The organism is Streptomyces sp. NPDC032721, from assembly GCF_055579625.1.
The window spans coordinates 70,728-88,172 of the sequence record NZ_JBVIMX010000017.1; the positions used below are offsets into that span (position 1 = coordinate 70,728).

General features: G+C 69.6%; 20 protein-coding genes, 1 tRNA gene and 2 riboswitches. Of the genes, 6 read left to right on the forward strand and 15 right to left on the reverse strand.

Annotated elements, in window-relative coordinates; genetic code table 11:
* Nucleotide 1: 1 nt before the first annotated feature.
* The 3 genes from ACZ5PB_RS31010 to ACZ5PB_RS31020 all read right to left on the reverse strand — a co-directional run bounded on the left by ACZ5PB_RS31010 (nucleotide 2) and on the right by ACZ5PB_RS31020 (nucleotide 1,228).
* On the reverse strand, nucleotides 2-322 hold the full coding sequence (locus tag ACZ5PB_RS31010; RefSeq protein WP_362411757.1) for a DMT family transporter: 321 nt from the start codon (nucleotides 320-322) through the stop codon (nucleotides 2-4).
* A 41-nt stretch (nucleotides 323-363) separates the two neighbouring features.
* Nucleotides 364-430, reverse strand: a riboswitch (guanidine-III (ykkC-III) riboswitch).
* 82 nt (nucleotides 431-512) lie between these two features.
* Nucleotides 513-809, reverse strand: coding sequence for a GroES family chaperonin (locus ACZ5PB_RS31015; protein WP_362412162.1), 297 nt, complete (start codon nucleotides 807-809; stop codon nucleotides 513-515).
* A gap of 98 nt (nucleotides 810-907) precedes the next feature.
* Nucleotides 908-1,228 carry a DUF3618 domain-containing protein gene (locus ACZ5PB_RS31020; RefSeq protein WP_468695714.1) on the reverse strand — a complete coding sequence of 107 codons (321 nt, stop codon included), beginning with the start codon at nucleotides 1,226-1,228 and terminating at the stop codon, nucleotides 908-910.
* A gap of 128 nt (nucleotides 1,229-1,356) precedes the next feature.
* Between ACZ5PB_RS31020 and bcp the strand changes: the two genes are divergently transcribed.
* The 3 genes from bcp (at nucleotide 1,357) to ACZ5PB_RS31035 (ending at nucleotide 3,593) form a co-directional block, all read left to right on the forward strand.
* Complete coding sequence (bcp, locus tag ACZ5PB_RS31025; protein WP_468695716.1) at nucleotides 1,357-1,824, forward strand: thioredoxin-dependent thiol peroxidase; 468 nt, start codon at nucleotides 1,357-1,359, stop codon at nucleotides 1,822-1,824.
* 139 nt (nucleotides 1,825-1,963) lie between these two features.
* On the forward strand, nucleotides 1,964-3,460 hold the full coding sequence (gene proP / locus ACZ5PB_RS31030; RefSeq protein WP_468695718.1) for a glycine betaine/L-proline transporter ProP: 1,497 nt from the start codon (nucleotides 1,964-1,966) through the stop codon (nucleotides 3,458-3,460).
* A 49-nt stretch (nucleotides 3,461-3,509) separates the two neighbouring features.
* Nucleotides 3,510-3,593, forward strand: a tRNA-Leu gene (locus tag ACZ5PB_RS31035).
* Nucleotides 3,594-3,677: 84 nt separating this feature from the next.
* Here ACZ5PB_RS31035 and rdgB read toward each other — a convergent pair.
* The 4 genes from rdgB to ACZ5PB_RS31055 all read right to left on the reverse strand — a co-directional run bounded on the left by rdgB (nucleotide 3,678) and on the right by ACZ5PB_RS31055 (nucleotide 6,193).
* Nucleotides 3,678-4,283, reverse strand: coding sequence for an RdgB/HAM1 family non-canonical purine NTP pyrophosphatase (gene rdgB, locus ACZ5PB_RS31040; protein WP_468695719.1), 606 nt, complete (start codon nucleotides 4,281-4,283; stop codon nucleotides 3,678-3,680).
* A 57-nt stretch (nucleotides 4,284-4,340) separates the two neighbouring features.
* Nucleotides 4,341-4,742, reverse strand: coding sequence for a hypothetical protein (locus ACZ5PB_RS31045; protein ID WP_468695721.1), 402 nt, complete (start codon nucleotides 4,740-4,742; stop codon nucleotides 4,341-4,343).
* Between the two features lie 177 nt (nucleotides 4,743-4,919).
* Nucleotides 4,920-5,678: a ribonuclease PH gene (gene rph, locus ACZ5PB_RS31050; RefSeq protein ID WP_468695722.1), complete on the reverse strand. Its 759-nt coding sequence runs from the start codon at nucleotides 5,676-5,678 to the stop codon at nucleotides 4,920-4,922.
* A 281-nt stretch (nucleotides 5,679-5,959) separates the two neighbouring features.
* On the reverse strand, nucleotides 5,960-6,193 hold the full coding sequence (locus ACZ5PB_RS31055; RefSeq protein WP_468695723.1) for a PTS sugar transporter subunit IIB: 234 nt from the start codon (nucleotides 6,191-6,193) through the stop codon (nucleotides 5,960-5,962).
* Nucleotides 6,194-6,425: 232 nt separating this feature from the next.
* Between ACZ5PB_RS31055 and ACZ5PB_RS31060 the strand changes: the two genes are divergently transcribed.
* Nucleotides 6,426-7,721: a PTS transporter subunit EIIC gene (locus tag ACZ5PB_RS31060; RefSeq protein ID WP_468695724.1), complete on the forward strand. Its 1,296-nt coding sequence runs from the start codon at nucleotides 6,426-6,428 to the stop codon at nucleotides 7,719-7,721.
* A gap of 294 nt (nucleotides 7,722-8,015) precedes the next feature.
* A complete protein-coding gene (locus ACZ5PB_RS31065; RefSeq protein WP_468695725.1) occupies nucleotides 8,016-9,281 on the forward strand; it encodes a PTS transporter subunit EIIC in 1,266 nt (421 codons plus the stop codon).
* 86 nt (nucleotides 9,282-9,367) lie between these two features.
* On the opposite strand, the gene ACZ5PB_RS31070 is transcribed toward ACZ5PB_RS31065, so the two are convergent.
* Nucleotides 9,368-10,120: an MBL fold metallo-hydrolase gene (locus ACZ5PB_RS31070; protein WP_468695726.1), complete on the reverse strand. Its 753-nt coding sequence runs from the start codon at nucleotides 10,118-10,120 to the stop codon at nucleotides 9,368-9,370.
* 247 nt (nucleotides 10,121-10,367) lie between these two features.
* On the reverse strand, nucleotides 10,368-10,862 hold the full coding sequence (locus ACZ5PB_RS31075; RefSeq protein WP_468695727.1) for a type II toxin-antitoxin system PemK/MazF family toxin: 495 nt from the start codon (nucleotides 10,860-10,862) through the stop codon (nucleotides 10,368-10,370).
* 277 nt (nucleotides 10,863-11,139) lie between these two features.
* Here ACZ5PB_RS31075 and ACZ5PB_RS31080 point away from each other — a divergent pair, with 277 nt between their 5' ends.
* Nucleotides 11,140-12,384 (forward strand): acyltransferase family protein, encoded by a 1,245-nt coding sequence (locus tag ACZ5PB_RS31080; protein WP_468695729.1) that lies wholly within the window; start codon nucleotides 11,140-11,142, stop codon nucleotides 12,382-12,384.
* Between the two features lie 73 nt (nucleotides 12,385-12,457).
* On the opposite strand, the gene ACZ5PB_RS31085 is transcribed toward ACZ5PB_RS31080, so the two are convergent.
* From ACZ5PB_RS31085 to ACZ5PB_RS31110, 6 genes are all read right to left on the reverse strand, one after another.
* Nucleotides 12,458-13,408 carry a PLP-dependent cysteine synthase family protein gene (locus ACZ5PB_RS31085; protein WP_468695731.1) on the reverse strand — a complete coding sequence of 317 codons (951 nt, stop codon included), beginning with the start codon at nucleotides 13,406-13,408 and terminating at the stop codon, nucleotides 12,458-12,460.
* Nucleotide 13,409: 1 nt separating this feature from the next.
* Complete coding sequence (locus ACZ5PB_RS31090; RefSeq protein ID WP_468695732.1) at nucleotides 13,410-13,688, reverse strand: MoaD/ThiS family protein; 279 nt, start codon at nucleotides 13,686-13,688, stop codon at nucleotides 13,410-13,412.
* A gap of 124 nt (nucleotides 13,689-13,812) precedes the next feature.
* The gene (locus ACZ5PB_RS31095; RefSeq protein ID WP_468695733.1) at nucleotides 13,813-13,977 is read right to left on the reverse strand and encodes a putative leader peptide; all 165 of its coding nucleotides are present in this window, start codon (nucleotides 13,975-13,977) and stop codon (nucleotides 13,813-13,815) included.
* Nucleotides 13,978-14,046: 69 nt separating this feature from the next.
* Nucleotides 14,047-14,820: an ABC transporter ATP-binding protein gene (locus ACZ5PB_RS31100; protein WP_468695734.1), complete on the reverse strand. Its 774-nt coding sequence runs from the start codon at nucleotides 14,818-14,820 to the stop codon at nucleotides 14,047-14,049.
* The gene (locus ACZ5PB_RS31105; protein ID WP_468695736.1) at nucleotides 14,817-15,863 is read right to left on the reverse strand and encodes a FecCD family ABC transporter permease; all 1,047 of its coding nucleotides are present in this window, start codon (nucleotides 15,861-15,863) and stop codon (nucleotides 14,817-14,819) included. Before ACZ5PB_RS31105 ends, ACZ5PB_RS31100 begins: the two co-directional genes overlap by 4 nt.
* A 16-nt stretch (nucleotides 15,864-15,879) precedes the next feature.
* Nucleotides 15,880-16,857 carry an ABC transporter substrate-binding protein gene (locus tag ACZ5PB_RS31110; protein WP_468695738.1) on the reverse strand — a complete coding sequence of 326 codons (978 nt, stop codon included), beginning with the start codon at nucleotides 16,855-16,857 and terminating at the stop codon, nucleotides 15,880-15,882.
* A gap of 37 nt (nucleotides 16,858-16,894) precedes the next feature.
* Nucleotides 16,895-17,011, reverse strand: a riboswitch (cobalamin riboswitch).
* Nucleotides 17,012-17,445: the final 434 nt, after the last annotated feature.

Genomic DNA, 17,445 nt, shown 5'->3' on the forward strand with positions numbered 1-17,445 from the left:
GTCAGTGGCCGGAGGTCGCCTTGAGCCCCACCACGGCGACCAGCAGCAGGCAGACGAAGAAGATCCGGGCGGCGGTGACGGGCTCGTTCAGCGCGACCATGCCGACCACCGCCGCACCGGCAGCACCGATACCGACCCAGACTCCGTACGCCGTACCGATGGGCAGCGTCTTGGCCGCCTGCGACAGCAGCAGCATGCTCACGACGATCCCGGCACCGGTGAACACGCTCGGCCACAGCCGGGTGAACCCCTCGGTGAACTTCATCCCGATCGACCAGCCGACTTCGAGCAGACCGGCGACGACCAACAGAACCCATGCCATGACGGCACCTCCGACAAGTAACAGCACTCGGACAACTCACGGGTGCGTCGTCTTGTCGTGAAACCCGGTACGGCGCGTCTCGTCGGGGCCCCCCCAAAGTAGCAAAGTACGAGCAGAAGGGCCTGGTGACGGTGGTCACCAGGCCCTTCACGCACGGCTACAGCGGCTACAGGTCCTACGGATCCAGGCCCTACAGGTACAGCCCGGTCGAGTCCTCCGAGACCCGCTCGGAGGCCACCGCGTGCAGATCCCGCTCCCGCATCAGTACGTAGGCGGTGCCGCGCACCTCGACCTCGGCGCGGTCCTCGGGGTCGTACAGCACCCGGTCGCCCGGGACCACGGTCCGCACGTTCTGCCCGACGGCGACGACCTCGGCCCAGGCGAGGCGCTTGCCCACCGCCGCCGTGGCCGGGATCAGGATGCCGCCGCCGGAGCGGCGCTCGCCCTCCGGGCTGTCGGACTTCACCAGCACGCGGTCGTGCAGCATCCGGATGGGCAGCTTGTCGTCGCTGTTGTCGCGGGGACGGGTCTTCTCGCTCACGCCACGCAACCTACCTGTCGAAACGTCCGGCGTCCGCGCGCGGGTCAGCCCTTGCGGCGGCGCGAGGTGACCAGGAGCAGGCTGACGACCGCCACCGCGACCACCGCCACCGGCACCACGCGGTCCAGCCGGGGCGCGCCGTCGGCGTCCACGAACTGGGCCCGTACGTCCGTCACCTTGCGGTTCACGGCGACGAAGGCGCGCCCGGCGGTCTCGTCCACCGCCGACCTCACCCTGGCCTTCGCATCGCCCACGATGGTCTGGGGGTGCAGTCGTACACCGATCTCGTCGAGCGTCACCGCGAGCTGGTCGCGCCTGCGGACGATGTCCGCCTCGATCTGCGCAGGGGTCCTGGCTTCCGACACTGCGCCGCCTCCGTGGTCCGGTCCGGTATTCCGTCGCGTGCAGTCTGTCAGCTCCCGCTCACTCGCACCCATCGGCACCCCCATTACGCTCGTCCGGTATCCGCCTCCTACCCCACCCGGGAGTTCCCATGAGCGAGCGCCTCGTCCCCGGCGACACCGCCCCCGCCTTCACCCTGCCCGACGCCGACGGCAACGACGTCTCCCTCGCCTCCCACCAGGGCCGCAAGGTCATCGTCTACTTCTACCCGGCCGCGCTGACCCCCGGATGCACCAAGCAGGCCTGCGACTTCACCGACAACCTCGACGTGCTCGCCGCCGCCGGGTACGACGTCATCGGCGTCTCCCCCGACAAGCCGGAGAAGCTGGCGAAGTTCCGCGAGAAGGAGGACCTGAAGGTCACCCTGGTCGGTGACCCGTCCAAGGAGACCCTGGAGGCGTACGGCGCCTTCGGCGAGAAGAAGCTGTACGGCAAGACGGTGACGGGCGTGATCCGCTCGACGATCGTCGTGGACGAGGCGGGCAAGGTCGAGCACGCCTTCTACAACGTCAAGGCGACCGGCCACGTAGCGAAGATCATCAAGGACCTGAAGATCTGACGGTCCTCGCCCAGGACCGGGACCGAAGCCCTGTGCGCCGGAGTGACGAAAGTCCTCTTTGCACAGGGCTTCCGTTTGCGGTCGTCGCGATTGTGCAGAAGTAATCCTTGGACAGGTGTTCAAGGAAAGGATCTGCACCATGGCGGAGAACGAGCCGCAGGCCGAGGCCGACCCCGAGGCGGTCAAGCGGCACCGTGCGCTCTTCCGCACGATCAAGAGACGCAAGAATCCGCGTCTGCGCAGGTCCGACATCACCATCACGGACGAAGCGGCGGTCAAGCGGGCGGTCAAGGCGGCCTCGCTGGGCAATGCCATGGAGTGGTTCGACTTCGGCATCTACTCCTATCTCGCCGTCATCCTGGGAAAGGTCTTCTTCCCGTCCGGGAACGACACCGCCCAGCTGCTCTCCTCCTTCGCGACCTTCGCCGTCGCCTTCCTGGTGCGGCCGCTCGGCGGGATGTTCTTCGGGCCGATGGGCGACCGGATCGGCCGCAAGAAGGTCCTGGCGCTGACGATGATCCTGATGTCGATCGGCACCCTCGCCATCGGCCTCATCCCGTCCTGGGACTCGATCGGCATCTGGGCACCGATCCTGCTGATCCTCTTCCGGATGCTCCAGGGCTTCTCCACCGGCGGTGAGTACGGCGGCGCGTCCACCTTCATCGCCGAGTACGCGCCGGACAAGCGCCGGGGCTTCTTCGGCAGCTTCCTGGAGTTCGGCACGCTGGCCGGTTACGTCGGCGCCGCCGGTCTGGTCACCGCCCTGACCGCGGTCCTGGGCAATGACGTGATGCGCGAGTGGGGCTGGCGCATCCCCTTCCTGGTCGCCGCCCCGATGGGCCTGATCGGCCTCTACCTGCGGCTCAAGCTGGACGAGACGCCCGCCTTCCAGAAGCTGGAGAACGAGAACGCGCGGGCCTCCGAGGCCGCCGACGCCGTCGAGAAGTCCGCCAAGGGCGACCTGGGCCGGATCTTCCGCGACTACTGGCCCACCCTGATCCTGTGCATCTGCCTGGTCGGCGCGTACAACGTCACCGACTACATGCTGCTCTCGTACATGCCGACGTACCTCTCCGACGAACTGGGCTACTCGGAGACCCACGGCCTGCTGATCCTGCTGGGCGTCATGGTGTTCCTGATGCTGATCATCAATCAGGTGGGCAAGCTCAGCGACCGCTTCGGCCGCAAGCCGCTGCTGATGGCCGGCATGGTCGGCTTCTTCTTCCTCTCGCTGCCGGCCTTCCTGCTGATCGGCCAGGGCAGCATCCCCGCGATCATCGCCGGAATGCTGATGCTGGGGCTGTCCCTGGTCTGTCTGCTGGGCACCATGTCGGCGGCGCTGCCCGCACTGTTCCCGACCTCGGTCCGGTACGGCTCCCTGTCGGTCGGCTACAACCTCTCCGCCTCGCTCTTCGGCGGTACGACGCCGCTGGTGATCACCGGGCTGATCGCGCTGACGGGCAACAACCTGATGCCGGCGTACTACTCGATGGCCGCCGCCCTGATCGGCATCATCGCGGTCGCCTGCATGAAGGAGACCGCCCAGAAGCCGCTGGAAGGCTCCCCTCCGTCGGTCGAGACGAAGGAGGAAGCGGCGGAACTGGTCGAAGCACAGGTCCGCGAGCCCAAGTTCTGACCTTCCGCACGGCCCAGCCGCACGCGCCCCTTACGATGGGGGCGCACCCGCGGCCGTGGTGGAATTGGCAGTCACGCTGGGTTTAGGTCCCAGTGGGGTAAAACCCGTGGGGGTTCGAGTCCCCCCGGCCGCACACGTACGGCGAAGGGCCGCCCGTCTCGCACGGGCGGCCCTTCGTCGTGTGCGCGCCGAGGTCGTACGTGTGCTGAAGCCGTGCTCAGCCCAGCAGTTCGCGCAGCACCGGCACCAGGGCCCGGAAGGCCTTGCCGCGGTGCGAGATGGCGTTCTTCTCCGCCGGGGAGAGTTCCGCGCAGGTCACCTCGTACCCCTCCGGCTGGAGGACCGGGTCGTAGCCGAAGCCGTTGGTGCCGGCCGGGGCGGTGCGCAGCGTGCCCGGCATCCGGCCCTCGACCACGCGCTCGGTGCCGTCGGGCAGGGCGAGGGCGGCGGCGCAGGCGAAGTGCGCGGCGCGGTGTTCGGGGGCGATGTCGCCGAGCTGGGCCAGCAGGAGGTCCAGGTTCGCCTTGTCGTCGCCGTGGGTGCCCGACCAGCGGGCGGAGAAGATGCCGGGGGCGCCGCCCAGCACGTCGACCGCGAGACCGGAGTCGTCGGCGATGGCGGGCAGCCCGGTGGCCTTCGCCATGGCGTGGGCCTTGAGGAGGGCGTTCTCGGCGAAGGTGACGCCGGTTTCCTTGACGTCGGGGATCTCCGGGTACGCGTCGGTGCCGACGAGCTCGTACGGGAGGTCTGCGCCGGTCAGGATCGTGCGGAGTTCGGTGATCTTGCCGGCGTTGCGGGTGGCGAGGACGAGGCGGGTGGTCATGGGTCCACGCTAAGGGGCACGGGGACCGCCCCGTGCCCCAGGCTCTGTCCGGACCCGCTATCCCGGGGTGCAGACCTTGCCGATCTCGCCGGCCGCGTCGGTGATGGGCTTGAGTTCCGGGCTGGTGTCGCCGGAGTCGATGGCCTTGCGGACGTTGGTGATGCCCGCGCCGAGGTCCTTGACCGCCTTGGAGAGGTCGGCGTTGTCCGTCTGGTCGCCGAGGTTCTTCAGCTCGCGGTCCATGTCGTCCAGGGCCTGCTTCGACTGGGTCGGGTCGTTCACCGCCGAGCTGATCGCCTGCTGCAGCTTGTCGACGCTCCTGGCGATGGCTGTTGCGGTCTTGGCGCAGTCCATGGCCTTGTCGAGGGCTCCGCAGCCGACGGCGAGCGGCAGCGCGAGAGCTGCCGCGGCGAGGGCCAGGAGGGCGCGTTGGCGGGGGCGGCGTACAGCGGACGGCATGGGGAAGGGTCCTCCCGGGACGGGCCACGTGTGGTCCGTGGCGTCGGTGGTGTCGTTGGTCAACGGACGGACGGGTGTACGGAGTTGAAGCCGTACACCCGTATCCGTTACGACGCCGGGAGGATCCGGGTGGTTGCTCGGGACACCCGAGGGGCGCCCGGGGTGGCGCGATCCCGCCTACGGTGCGGTGGGGGCCTCGGTGTCCGCGTTCGCCGCGGTCAGGGCGCGGGTCTGGAGAGCGGTGAGGTCGGCGCAGCCGCCGGCGGCCAGGTCGAGGAGCGCGTTGAGCTCCTTGCGGTCGAAGGGCTCGGCCTCGGCGGTGCCCTGGACCTCGACGAAGCGGCCGTCGCCGGTGCAGACGACGTTCATGTCGGTGTCGGCGCGGACGTCCTCCTCGTAGCAGAGGTCGAGGAGCGGGACGCCGTCGACGATGCCGACGGAGACGGCCGAAACGGTGCCGGTGAGCGGCTCGCGGTTGGCCTTGATGAGCTTCTTGGACTTGCCCCAGGCGATGGCGTCGGCGAGGGCGACGTACGCGCCGGTGATGGCAGCGGTACGGGTGCCGCCGTCGGCCTGGAGGACGTCGCAGTCCAGGACGATGGTGTTCTCGCCCAGCGCCTTGTAGTCGATGACGGCGCGCAGCGAGCGGCCGATGAGCCGGCTGATCTCGTGCGTACGGCCGCCGATCTTGCCGCGTACGGACTCGCGGTCGCCCCGGGTGTTGGTGGCGCGCGGCAGCATCGAGTACTCGCCGGTCACCCAGCCCTGGCCGCTGCCCTTGCGCCAGCGGGGGACGCCCTCGGTGAAGGAGGCGGTGCAGAAGACCTTCGTGTCACCGAAGGAAACGAGGACGGAGCCCTCGGCATGCTTGCTCCATCCGCGTTCGATGGTGACGGGGCGGAGCTGTTCGGGGGTTCGGCCGTCGATACGAGACATGGGACGAGCCTAGTCGCTGCGACAGGGGGGCCGGCCCGGGGCGGTGTGGGGTGGCCGGTTCGCGAGGGGGCCGGGCGGCCCGTTCGCGGGGGCAGGGTGACCGGCGCGCAAAGGGCGCGGGGTGACCGATGCGCGAAGGGCGCGAGAAGGCCGGTTCGCGAGGGGCGCCGTCGGTGGACGCGGCAGGGCGGGGCGGCCGGTCACGGGACGCGTCGTCGCCGGACGTGACAGGGCCCGGATCCGGGGGTCGGATCCGGGCCCTGGCGGGGGAGCTCAGTGGCTCACATCATGTCTTCGATCTCGCCGGCGATCGGGTCGGCGTCGGTGCCGATGACGACCTGGATCGCGGTGCCCATGCGGACGACGCCGTGGGCGCCCGCGGCCTTGAGCGCGGCCTCGTCGACGAGGTCGGCGTTGATGACCTCGGTCCGCAGGCGCGTGATGCAGCCCTCGACCTCTTCGATGTTGTCGAGCCCGCCGAGCCCGGCGACGATCTTCTCAGCCTTGGTGGCCATGTGTTTCTCCCTGATGATCAAAGGTCGCTGCGTCACGCCGCGTCGGCCCAGCGTTGGCCGCTTTGTCACGTTAACCCACGGTTGGCCCATCTTCGCGGGCGCCTGGGTCGTACGTGGCAAAGGATGACGATCACCGGAGGTCCGCGCACCGCAGCACTCCGGGACCGTATCGCAACTGGTCTACACCAGTGTGCAACACCCGTGAGGAATGGCTTGTTCCGGGAGGACGTCCATGAGTGTGCAGAGCGCGGCGGCGCCGCGGCCCAAGTGGTGGAACGGCCTGTTCCAGGGCCTGCAGAAGATGGGCCGCAGCCTTCAGCTGCCGATCGCGGTCCTCCCCGCGGCGGGCATCCTGAACCGCCTGGGCCAGCCGGACGTGTTCGGCAAGGACGGCCTCGGCTGGGAGAACGTCGCCAAGGTCATGATGGGCGCGGGCGGCGCCCTGCTGGACGCCAACCTCGGGCTGCCGCTGCTGTTCTGCGTCGGCGTCGCGATCGGCATGGCCAAGAAGGCGGACGGCTCGACCGCGCTGGCCGCGGTGGTCGGCTTCCTCGTGTACTACAACGTGCTGCGCCAGTTCCCGATGGACTGCGCGGACGGCGCGAAGGCGGTCGCGACGGGGTGCCAGGCGGCGGACAACACCGTCTCGGCCTTCCAGTTCCAGAATCCCGGTGTGTTCGGCGGCATCGTGATGGGTCTGCTGGCGGCGTACTTCTGGCAGAAGTACCACCGCACCAAGCTGGTCGACTGGCTCGGCTTCTTCAACGGCCGGCGCCTGGTGCCGATCATCATGTCCTTCGTGGCGATCGTCTTCGCCGCGCTCTGCCTGTGGGTGTGGCCGCCGGTCGGCAGCGCCCTGGAGAGCTTCAGTGACTGGCTGATCGGACTCGGCTCGCTGGGTGCGGCGATCTTCGGCATCGCCAACCGCGGTCTGCTGGTGATCGGTCTGCACCAGTTCCTGAACGTGCCCCTCTGGTTCCAGTTCGGCAGCTACACCAAGCCGGACGGCACCACCGTGCACGGTGACATCAACCGCTTCCTGGCGGGCGACCCGACGGCGGGCCAGTTCACCTCCGGCTTCTTCCCGATCATGATGTTCGCGCTGCCCGCGGCGGCGCTGGCCATCACGCACTGCGCCAGACCGCATCGCCGCAAGGCGGTCGGCGGACTGATGCTCTCGGTGGGTCTGACCTCGTTCGTCACCGGCATCACCGAACCGCTGGAGTACTCGTTCCTGTTCATCGCCCCGGCGCTGTACGCGATCCACGCGGTGCTCACGGGTGTCTCGATGGCGGTGACCTGGGGGCTGGGCGTCAAGGACGGTTTCAGCTTCTCGGCCGGTCTGATCGACTACGTCATCAACTGGGGCCTCGCGACGAAGCCCTGGATGATCATTCCGATCGGTCTGTGCTTCGCGGTCGTGTACTACGTGCTCTTCCGCTTCGCGATCACCAAGTTCAACCTGCCGACTCCCGGACGGGAACCCGAGGAGCTGGAGGAGGAGATCGAGCGGGCGAACACGAAGTAGAGAAGCAGCGGACAAGCAGCTGTAGGCGGCACTGATTTAGGGGCGTACGTCCCCACCCAAAAGGCCCTCGGACCCATGCGGTCCGGGGGCCTTTGTCTGTTCTGTGCGGATGTGACCAAGGGGTGCGGAATCACGGGTTCCTTATCTCCCCCTCACCGTGTTACAACTGGTCTACACCACTGAGTGGTGTAGACCACGCGACCCGAACTCTTCGGTTCGCGCGCAGCCCCCGGAGACGCCGCCGTCCCCCTCTTTTCCATGTCCTGGCGGCGCCTTGCCCCCATGGAGGATCAGATGTCCAAGGCCAGCGCCGCCCCCGCGGCTGAGAAGAAGAAGGGCGCGGGCGTGATGGCCGTCATGCAGCGCATCGGCCGCAGCCTCATGCTGCCGGTCGCCGTGCTGCCCGCGGGCGCACTGCTGATCCGCCTCGGCCAGCCCGACATGCTCGGCCGCGACAGCTTCCCGGAGTTCCTCACCAAGATCGCCGGCTACATGGCCGCCGGCGGTAGCGCGATCATCGACAACATGGCGATCCTGTTCGCCGTCGGTATCGCGATCGGCTTCGCGAAGAAGTCGGACGGCTCGACCGCCCTGGCCGCCGTCACCGGCTACCTGGTCTTCCAGAAGGTGCTCGCCACCTTCACCGACAGCAACCTGCCCAAGGTCGCCGCGGTCGTCGACGGCAAGATCGTCATGAACGACGCCCCGGTCAACGCCGGTGTGCTCGGCGGCGTGGTCATGGGCATCATCGTCGCCCTGCTGTACCAGAAGTTCTACCGGACCAAGCTGCCCGACTGGGCGGGCTTCTTCGGCGGTCGTCGTCTGGTCCCGATCCTCTCCGCCTTCGCGGGTCTGATCACCGGCATCGTCTTCGGCTTCATCTGGCCGATCCTCGGCACCGGTCTGCACAACTTCGGTGAGTGGCTGGTCGGCTCCGGCGCGGTCGGCGCGGGCATCTTCGGTGTCGCCAACCGTGCGCTGATCCCGGTCGGCATGCACCACCTGCTGAACTCCTTCCCGTGGTTCCAGGCCGGCGAGTTCGACGGCAAGCACGGCGACATCGCCCGCTTCCTGGCCGGTGACCCGAACGCGGGCCAGTTCATGACCGGCTTCTTCCCGATCATGATGTTCGCCCTCCCGGCGGCCTGCCTGGCGATCGTCCACTGCGCCCGCCCCGAGCGTCGCAAGATCGTCGGCGGCATGATGTTCTCGCTCGCGCTGACCGCCTTCGTGACCGGTGTGACCGAGCCCATCGAGTTCACCTTCATGTTCCTGGCCCCGGTGCTCTACGGCGTCCACGCGGTGCTGACCGGTGTCTCCATGGCCCTGACCTGGGCGCTCGGCATGAAGGACGGCTTCGGCTTCTCCGCCGGTGCGATCGACTTCTTCCTCAACCTGGGCATCGCCACCAAGCCGTGGATGCTGGTCCTGGTCGGCCTCTGCTTCGCGGTGATCTACTACTTCGTCTTCCGCTTCGCGATCACGAAGTTCAACATCCCGACGCCGGGCCGCGAGTCCGACGAGGAGCTCGCCGAGCTCCAGAAGGCCGAGGCGAAGTAAGCCTCGCCGCAGGGCGGTTGTACTGACGGAAGGGCCCCGGAACCGAAAGGTTCCGGGGCCCTTCCCCGTTCGTTACCGGCCCTGCGTCAGACCTGGTAGACCGCACCCCTGGCGGCCACCTCGACCGGCCCCCCGTACACCTGGCGGGCATCGCGCAGATTGCGCTCCGCGTCCGTCCACGGCGGGATGTGGGTCAGGACGAGGCGGCCCGCCGCGGCCCGCTGCGCGTACTCGCCGGCCTGGCGGCCGTTGATGTGCAGCTCCGGGATGTCCTCCTTGCCGTGCAGGAACGATGCCTCGCAGAGGAAGAGGTCACTGCCCTGGGCCAGCTCGTACAGGGACTCGCAGGGCCCGGTGTCCCCGGAGTACGTGAGGGTGCGTCCGCCGTGCTCCAGGCGGATGCCGTACGTCTCGACGGGGTGGCGCATCTTCTCCGTACGCACGGAGAACGGGCCGATCTCGAAGGAGCCCGGCTTCAGGGTGTGGAAGTCGAAGACCTCGCTCATCGCGTCCGGGGTGGGGAGGTCCGCGTGCGCCGCGGACAGCCGCTCCTCGGTGCCCTCGGGTCCGTACACCGGCAGGCTGGGGGCGCGGCCGCCGTCGTGGCGGTAGTAGCGGGTGACGAAGTAGCCGGTCATGTCGATGCAGTGGTCGGCGTGGAGATGGCTGAGGAAGATCGCGTCCAGGTCGTAGAGACCGGTGTGGCGCTGCAGCTCGCCGAGGGCACCGTTGCCCATGTCGAGAAGCAGCCGGAAGCCGTCGGCCTCGACGAGGTAGCTCGAACAGGCCGATTCCACGGACGGGAACGACCCCGAGCAGCCGACGACGGTGAGCTTCATTGAGCTGGGACCTCCGTGGTGCGGGGGCGGGTGCGGGGAGGGGGGTGGGGTGCGTCGAGCGTAAGGCGCGCCAGGGGGTCCCGCTCCTCGACCGCCGGTCGTTGTGGGGCAACTCACCTGGGGTGTCACCGGTTCGGGGGGAGCGCACGGGGGCGCGTACCCGGCTGGGGAGCGTGGGACGAACTGGTCCTCACCGGGACGGTGTTGAGGGAGGGACAGAAGACCGGTGAGCCGGGCGGCGCGCCGTTCAGTGCGCCAGGTGCCGCACCTGGTCCCACACCGTCGGGTCCGCCGTTCCCACCCGGCGGCGGAAGTCCCACAGCGCCACGTCGCGCAGTTCGTCCGTCTCCAGGAAGCTGGGGCGGCCCTGTGCGTCCCCCACCGAGCCCGGTGGCAGTGCGATCACTCCGGCCCGGTCGTGCTGCCACTTGCTGGTGATCTTCGCGACGACCGCGCTCTCCCCGCGCACCGACAGCACCAGACAGGGCCGGTCCTTCGATCCGGGCCCGTCCTCGTACGGCACGTCCGCCCACCAGATCTCCCCGGCCCTCGGCAGCCGCGTGGGCAGTCTGCCCGGTGTGCGGCGGGGCCCGGTGGGGCGTCCGGGCGGGCGGGTCCGGTCCCTGGCGGGGCCCCGGCCGCGCCGGCGGGGGCGCCCGCTCCGGCCCCATCCGTCCGTGAGCGCGGCGACCAGCGCGATCACGACCACTGCGAGCAGCGCCAGCCACCACGACGTGTCCATGGCTCGAAGGTACCGGCGCCGTCCGGGAACGGCATGCCCGCTGAGCCGGGGAAGGGCCCGGGCGTTGCCCGAAAGGCTCCGGCGTCGTTGACACACAAGGGCCGACCAGGGGGAACAGAGGCGACGCAGCTCACATCGGAGGCACAGATGCCTGCGCTAGCCTGTGCGCTCTTGGTCGATACCCCACCGGTCGCCCTATGCGCCCCCGGCGTGCACGAGACCTCAACAGCACCTTTGCAGAACGTTCCCTCCATGTCCCCGACGTACTGAGATGCCTGTGACTGCGACGCTCACCGCTGCCCGTCCGCGCCTCGTCCCCGAGTCGTTCCGGCAGCCGTCCGTTTCCTCCGCTCTGCCCAATCGTCTCGACTCCCTCACCAGTCTCAGATTCTTCGCCGCGTTCGCGGTGTTCGCCCACCACTTCTCCGGGCACGGCCAGGGCACCGGTTACGGCACCGCGCCGCTGATCTTCCCGTACTCGATGATCGGCGGGCACGGTGTCACCTTCTTCTTCGTGCTCTCCGGCTTCCTGCTGACCTGGGTCTTCAAGCCGCAGGAGCACCCGCTCGCGTTCTACTGGCGGCGGATCGGCCGGATCTGGCCCGCCTCGCTGGTGGCGGCCGTGCTGGGCGTCTACGCGTACTACATCGCCGCTCACCACTCCATCGACTGGCCGAGCCTGATCTCGTCGCTGTTCCTCGTGCAGACCTGGTTCCCCGGCGTCACGCCGACGCTGCCGGGCAACGAGGTCACCTGGACGCTCAGCGTCGAGCTGCTCTTCTACGCGCTGTTCCCGCTGGCCGCCCGGATCGCGGTACGGCTGCGCACCCGGACGCTGGCCCTGGCGACCGGCGTCGGCCTGGTCGGCATGTGGGCGGTCAACTGGTGGGCGGCAGCCACCTTCTCCGGCCCCGCCGAGGGCTGGATCATGCGGAACCCGCTCGTCTACCTGCCGCAGTTCCTGCTCGGCATGACGGTCGCGCTGGCGGTGCGGCGGGGCTGGCGGCTGCCGATGCGCCCGATCGTCCCGGTGCTGCTGCTCGGGCTGTACGTGTACGGGTACTACCAGGGCCGCGCCCGGCTCTCCGACGCCTGGGTCGGGCAGCTCGACTACGCCGTACGGCCCGTCGTCGCCCTGCTGTCGATGCTGATCATCGTGGCGTTCGTACAGCGGGAGATCAACGGCCACCGGGGCATCCTCAACAACAAGGTGCTGATCCTGCTCGGTGCCTGGAGCTACGGCTTCTATCTGCTGCACCACTCGGTCTCCCGGCTGGCGACGTACGCCTGGGGCCGGGCCGGGGACGACGACAGCGTGCTGTTCGACCTGCTGGGCTGCGGCCTGGTGGTGACGGCGATGTCATGGGCGCTCTTCCACTTCGTGGAGGAACCGGCGGCGAAGTGGCTGAACCGGAAGATGCCGCAGCGGCTGCGCCGCAAGGTGGGGGTCGCGCCGGAGGAGAAGGCGCAGGAGAAGGCTGTGGAGCCGGAGGTGCGGGCGACCATTCCCGCTCCCCGCTAGGAGCTCGTACGCACGTGGAAGGGCCCGGCGCGAAGTGGTTCGCGCCGGGCCCTTCCTTCGTCCTTGTCCTTGGCTACGCCCAGAGCTGGCCCTGCAGCGTCTCGATGGCGGCCTCCGTGGTGGGGGCCGTGTAGACGCCGGTGGAAAGGTATTTCCAGCCGCCGTCGGCGACGACGAAGGCGATGTCGGCGGACTCCCCCGCCTTGACGGCCTTCCTGCCCACACCGATCGCCGCGTGCAGGGCGGCGCCGGTGGAGACGCCCGCGAAGATGCCCTCCTGCTGGAGGAGCTCGCGGGTGCGGGTGACCGCGTCGGCGGAGCCCACGGAGAAGCGGGTGGTGAGGACGGAGGCGTCGTACAGCTCGGGCACGAAGCCCTCGTCGAGGTTGCGCAGGCCGTAGACGAGGTCGTCGTAGCGCGGCTCGGCGGCGACGATCCTGACGTCCGGCTTGTGCTCGCGGAGGTAGCGGCCGACGCCCATCAGGGTGCCGGTGGTGCCGAGGCCCGCGACGAAGTGGGTGATCGAGGGCAGGTCGGTGAGGATCTCGGGGCCCGTGGTGGCGTAGTGGGCGCCCGCGTTGTCCGGGTTGCCGTACTGGTAGAGCATCACCCAGTCCGGGTGCTCGGCGGAGAGCTCCTTGGCGACCCGTACGGCCGTGTTGGAGCCGCCCGCCGCCGGGGACGGGATGATCTCGGCGCCCCACATGGTGAGCAGGTCGCGCCGCTCCTGGGAGGTGTTCTCGGGCATCACGCAGACGATGCGGTAGCCCTTGAGCTTGGCGGCCATGGCGAGGGAGATGCCGGTGTTGCCGCTGGTGGGCTCCAGGATGGTGCAGCCGGGGGTGAGCCGGCCGTCCTTCTCGGCCTGCTCGACCATGTGGAGCGCGGGGCGGTCCTTGATCGAGCCCGTCGGGTTGCGGTCCTCCAGCTTGGCCCAGATGCGGACGTCGGCGGAGGGCGAGAGGCGCGGCAGGCGTACCAGCGGGGTGTTGCCGACCGCGGCGAGCGGGGAGTCGTACCGCATGTCAGCGGGAGCCGCCCGCGACGGCGGGCAGGATCGTCACGCTGTCGCCGTCGGCGAGCTTGGTGGTGATGCCGTCGAGGAAGCGGACGTCCTCGTCGTTGAGGTAGACGTTGACGAAGCGGCGCAGCTCGCCCTTGTCGACGATGCGCTCCTGGATGCCGGTGTGGCGGGTCTCCAGGTCGGCGAGGAGGTCGGCGAGGGTGGCGCCGTTGCCCTCGACGGCCTTGGCGCCGTCGGTGTGGGTGCGCAGGATGGTGGGGATGCGGACCTCGATGGCCATGGCTTGCGGCTCCTTCTGGGGAGTACGTGCGCGAGAGGGGCGGGGCGTTTGCGGGAACGGGCGCGCGGCAGGTCGTCCTCCCCCCGCGCGGGGGTGTTGCGTGGTTCGCAGTGGTGCGGGTGGGTCAGGCAGCCGTACAGAGGGTGCTGTCGAGCCGGCACAGGTCGACGTGCAGGCGCGCCGCTCCACATCCAAAGGCCCCCAAAAGGAGCGTGGAGGCGGAGCGCAGCGGAGCGAGCGCAAGCACGCTGCCCGGCGTCGTCTTCGCTGTCACGTCATGGGGAACCATGCGGTCATCGTATAGATTCCCGGCCCCGATCCGGGCATGTGATCTCACCTGGTGAGAGGGATGTGTCCGTCAGGCGGACGGCGGGAGGTAGACGACGGTCGGGGCGCCGGTCGTGGGGTGGATGCTGACCTCGGCGTTCACCCCGTACACGCGCTTGAGCAGGTCGGGGGTGAGGACCTCGTCGGGGGTGCCGGAGGCGACGATCCGGCCGCCGTCCAGGACGTAGATCCGGTCGCAGTAGTACGCGGCGAGGTTGAGGTCGTGCAGGGCGAGGAGGTTGGTGGTGCCCAGGTCGCGGACCAGGGAGAGGACTTCCAGCTGGTAGCGGATGTCGAGGTGGTTGGTCGGTTCGTCGAGTACGACGAGGGCGGGCTGCTGGACCAACGCCCTTGCTACCAGGGCACGTTGGCGTTCGCCGCCGGAGAGGGAGGGGAAGGCGCGCTCGGTGAGGTCCGTGATGCCGACCCGCTCCAGGGCCTCTTGGACGAGGACCGCGTCGGCGGCGGTGTCCGCCTCCCAGAACTTCTTGTGCGGCGAGCGCCCCATCGCGACCACCTCGCGCACGGTCAGCTCGAACACCGCCTGTCCGTCCTGCGGGACGGTGGCGAGGCGCTTGGCACGGTTCTTGGCGCCCATGGCGTGCAGGTCCTCGCCGTCGAGGAGGGCGCGGCCGTGGGTGGGGGTGAGGGTGCCGTAGACGCAGCGCAGCAGGGTGGTCTTGCCGCTGCCGTTGGGGCCGACGAGGCCGATGGTCTCGCCGGGGCCCGCCTCGATGTCGATGGCGTCGACGAGGTGCCGGCCGTCGATGCCGTACGAGAGTGCTTCGGTACGGAGAACGGTCACGCCGGGGCTCCTTCGGGACGCCGCCGCAGCAGCCACAGGAAGAACGGGCCGCCGATCAACGCGGTGAGGATGCCGACGGGTACGTCCTGGGGTTCGGCGATCGTGCGGGCGGCCAGGTCGGCCAGCACCAGGAACGCCGCCCCGCCCAGCCCGACCACCGGCAGCAGCGTCCGGTGCGAGGCGCCGACCAGCATCCGGGCGGCGTGCGGCACCAGCAGTCCGATGAAGCCGATCGCCCCGGAAACGGACACCAGCACGCCCGTGACCAGCGAGGTCAGCACGAAGACGGCGGCCCGGAAGCGCGAGGTGTCGAGCCCGAGGACGGTCGCCCCCTCCTCCCCCACCAGCATCAGGTCGAGCGGCCGGGCGAGGGCGACGAGGAGTGCGGTGCCCGCGAGGAGGACGATGGCGGGCAGCGGCAGCGCGTCCCAGCGGGCGCTGCCGAGCCCGCCCAGCGTCCAGTACATCGCCTCCTGGAAGTGCTCGCGCTTGGCGGAGGTGACCATGATCAGGCTGGTCAGCGCGGAGAGGATGTACGCGACGGCGACTCCCGCCAGGACCAGGCGGGTTCCGGTCATCTGTCCGCCGCGTCTGGCGAGCGTGTAGACGAGCACGAGCGCGAGCATCGAGCCCGCGAAGGCCCCGGCGGGCATGGTGACGGCGGTCGTCAGCCCCAGCCCGCTGCCGAGCCCGAAGACGATGACGAGCACGACGCCGGCGGACGCGCCGGAGGATATGCCCAGGAGGTAGGGGTCGGCGAGCGGGTTGCGCACCAGCGCCTGGAGGACGGTGCCGACGACCGCCAGCCCCGCCCCGACGATCGCCCCGAGCAGCACGCGCGGCATCCGTACGTCGAGGACGATCGTCCGGAACGGGCTGGGCTCCGCTCCCCCGGTGACGATGTCGAGCACCTGTGCGGCCGGGATCCGGACCTGCCCGAGGGCGAGTCCGGCGACCATCGCCGCCGCGAGGACGACGGTGAGCACGCCGATGACGAGGGTGTAGCGCAGGGGGCCCTTGGCGGGCGGGGTCTTGCAGCTCACGGCCGGCTCGCCCGCGCTACTTCTTGAGCTCGGGGTGCAGCTGGAGCGCCAGCCTCTCGATCGCGGCGGGGGCGCGGACGCCGACCACCAGCTCGGAGAGCGGCATCACGGCGAACCGCTTGTTCTTGACGGCCGGCACGTCCTTGAGCACCGGGTCGTCGAGCAGCCGCTTCTTCTTCTGCTCGACGGTCGTCGACCCGTAATCGATGATCATGATGACGTCGGGCTTGCGGGTGACGACCTGCTCCCAGGAGGCGTCGGTGAAGGACTTGGCCACGTCGGCCATCACGTTCCTGCCGCCCGCCCGCGTGATCATTTCGTTGGCGATGCCCTTGCCGCCGGTGGTCGATGCGGTCTTGTCGCCGCTGTCGTAGGCGAAGACGCTGACCGGCGGCACGCCCTTGAGCTGCTTCTCGGTGTCCCCGATGGTCTTCTTCGCCCCGGCGACCCACTTGTCGGCCCGGTCCCCGACGCCGAACGTCCGCCCGGTCTCGGCCACTTCGCGGTAGATGTCATCGACGGCACTGCTCCCCTTGGTGCAGTACTCGATGTTCAGCCGGGACTCGATCCCCGACTTCTTGAGGTCCTCGCGGGAGCGGCCCTGCTTGGGGTCGAAGGCGGAGGCGTAACCGCCGTAGACGAAGTCGGGGTTGGCGGCGAGGAGCTTCTCCTTGCCGGGGTACTCCTTGGCGACGACGGGGATCTTCGCGTACTCGTCGGCGTACTTCGGCAGGATCTTGTCGTCGAGGTAGGCGGTCCCGGTGATGGACTTCGCGAGCCCGAGCTCAAGCAGGACCTCGGTCGCGTGCTGGTTCATCGGCAGCGCGCGGGCGGGGGGCTTGGTGAAGGTGGTCTTCACACCGCAGTTCTCGACGGTGTACGGGAATCCGGCGGCGGCCGGGGCCTTGTCGGCGGTGGGGGTGGTGCTCGTACCGCAGGCGGTGAGCGGGAGCAGGGCCGCGGCCATGAGGGCCGCCCGGGTGCGCCAGGACATGCTGTTGTGCCTCCTCGGGGATTTCCACGTCCCCTGTACGGATGGAGGGCGGCAGGTCAGTTCCTGGCTTCCGGGCCGCTGAGGGCCTGGTCACAGTGGCGGGACCGCGCCGGTCTCACACCGGCTTCCTGGGTCCTGCCGCCCAAGTGGGCCACAGTGTCTCACCCGGGCATCCGGGCGTGGACACCTCCCCCGCGCGGCACCCGAACAGCGGGCGGTGTCGCGCCTGCGGCGGGCCCGTGGGACGCCCCTCCTCGCCCCTTCCCGCTGTGCTGGATTTGCGGCTGCCGCCGCGTGGCGCTGGAAGCGTTGTGCGGGGTCGCGCCTGCGGCGGGCTGGAGGGCGCCCCTCCCCGCCCCTTCCCGCTGCGCTGGATTTGCGGCTGCCGCCGCGTGGCGCTGGAAACGTTGTGCGGGGTCGCGCCTGCGGCGGGCTGTGCCCCTCCCCGCCCCTTCCCTAAACCGCTCCGCGGGGCCGGGGGTTGTTTACCCGCGGGTTGGCGGGTGGTTGCTCGCGCAGTTCCCCGCGCCCCTGACTACGAGTACTCAGGGGCGCGGGGAACTGCGCGGCCAGACACGCACACACCCG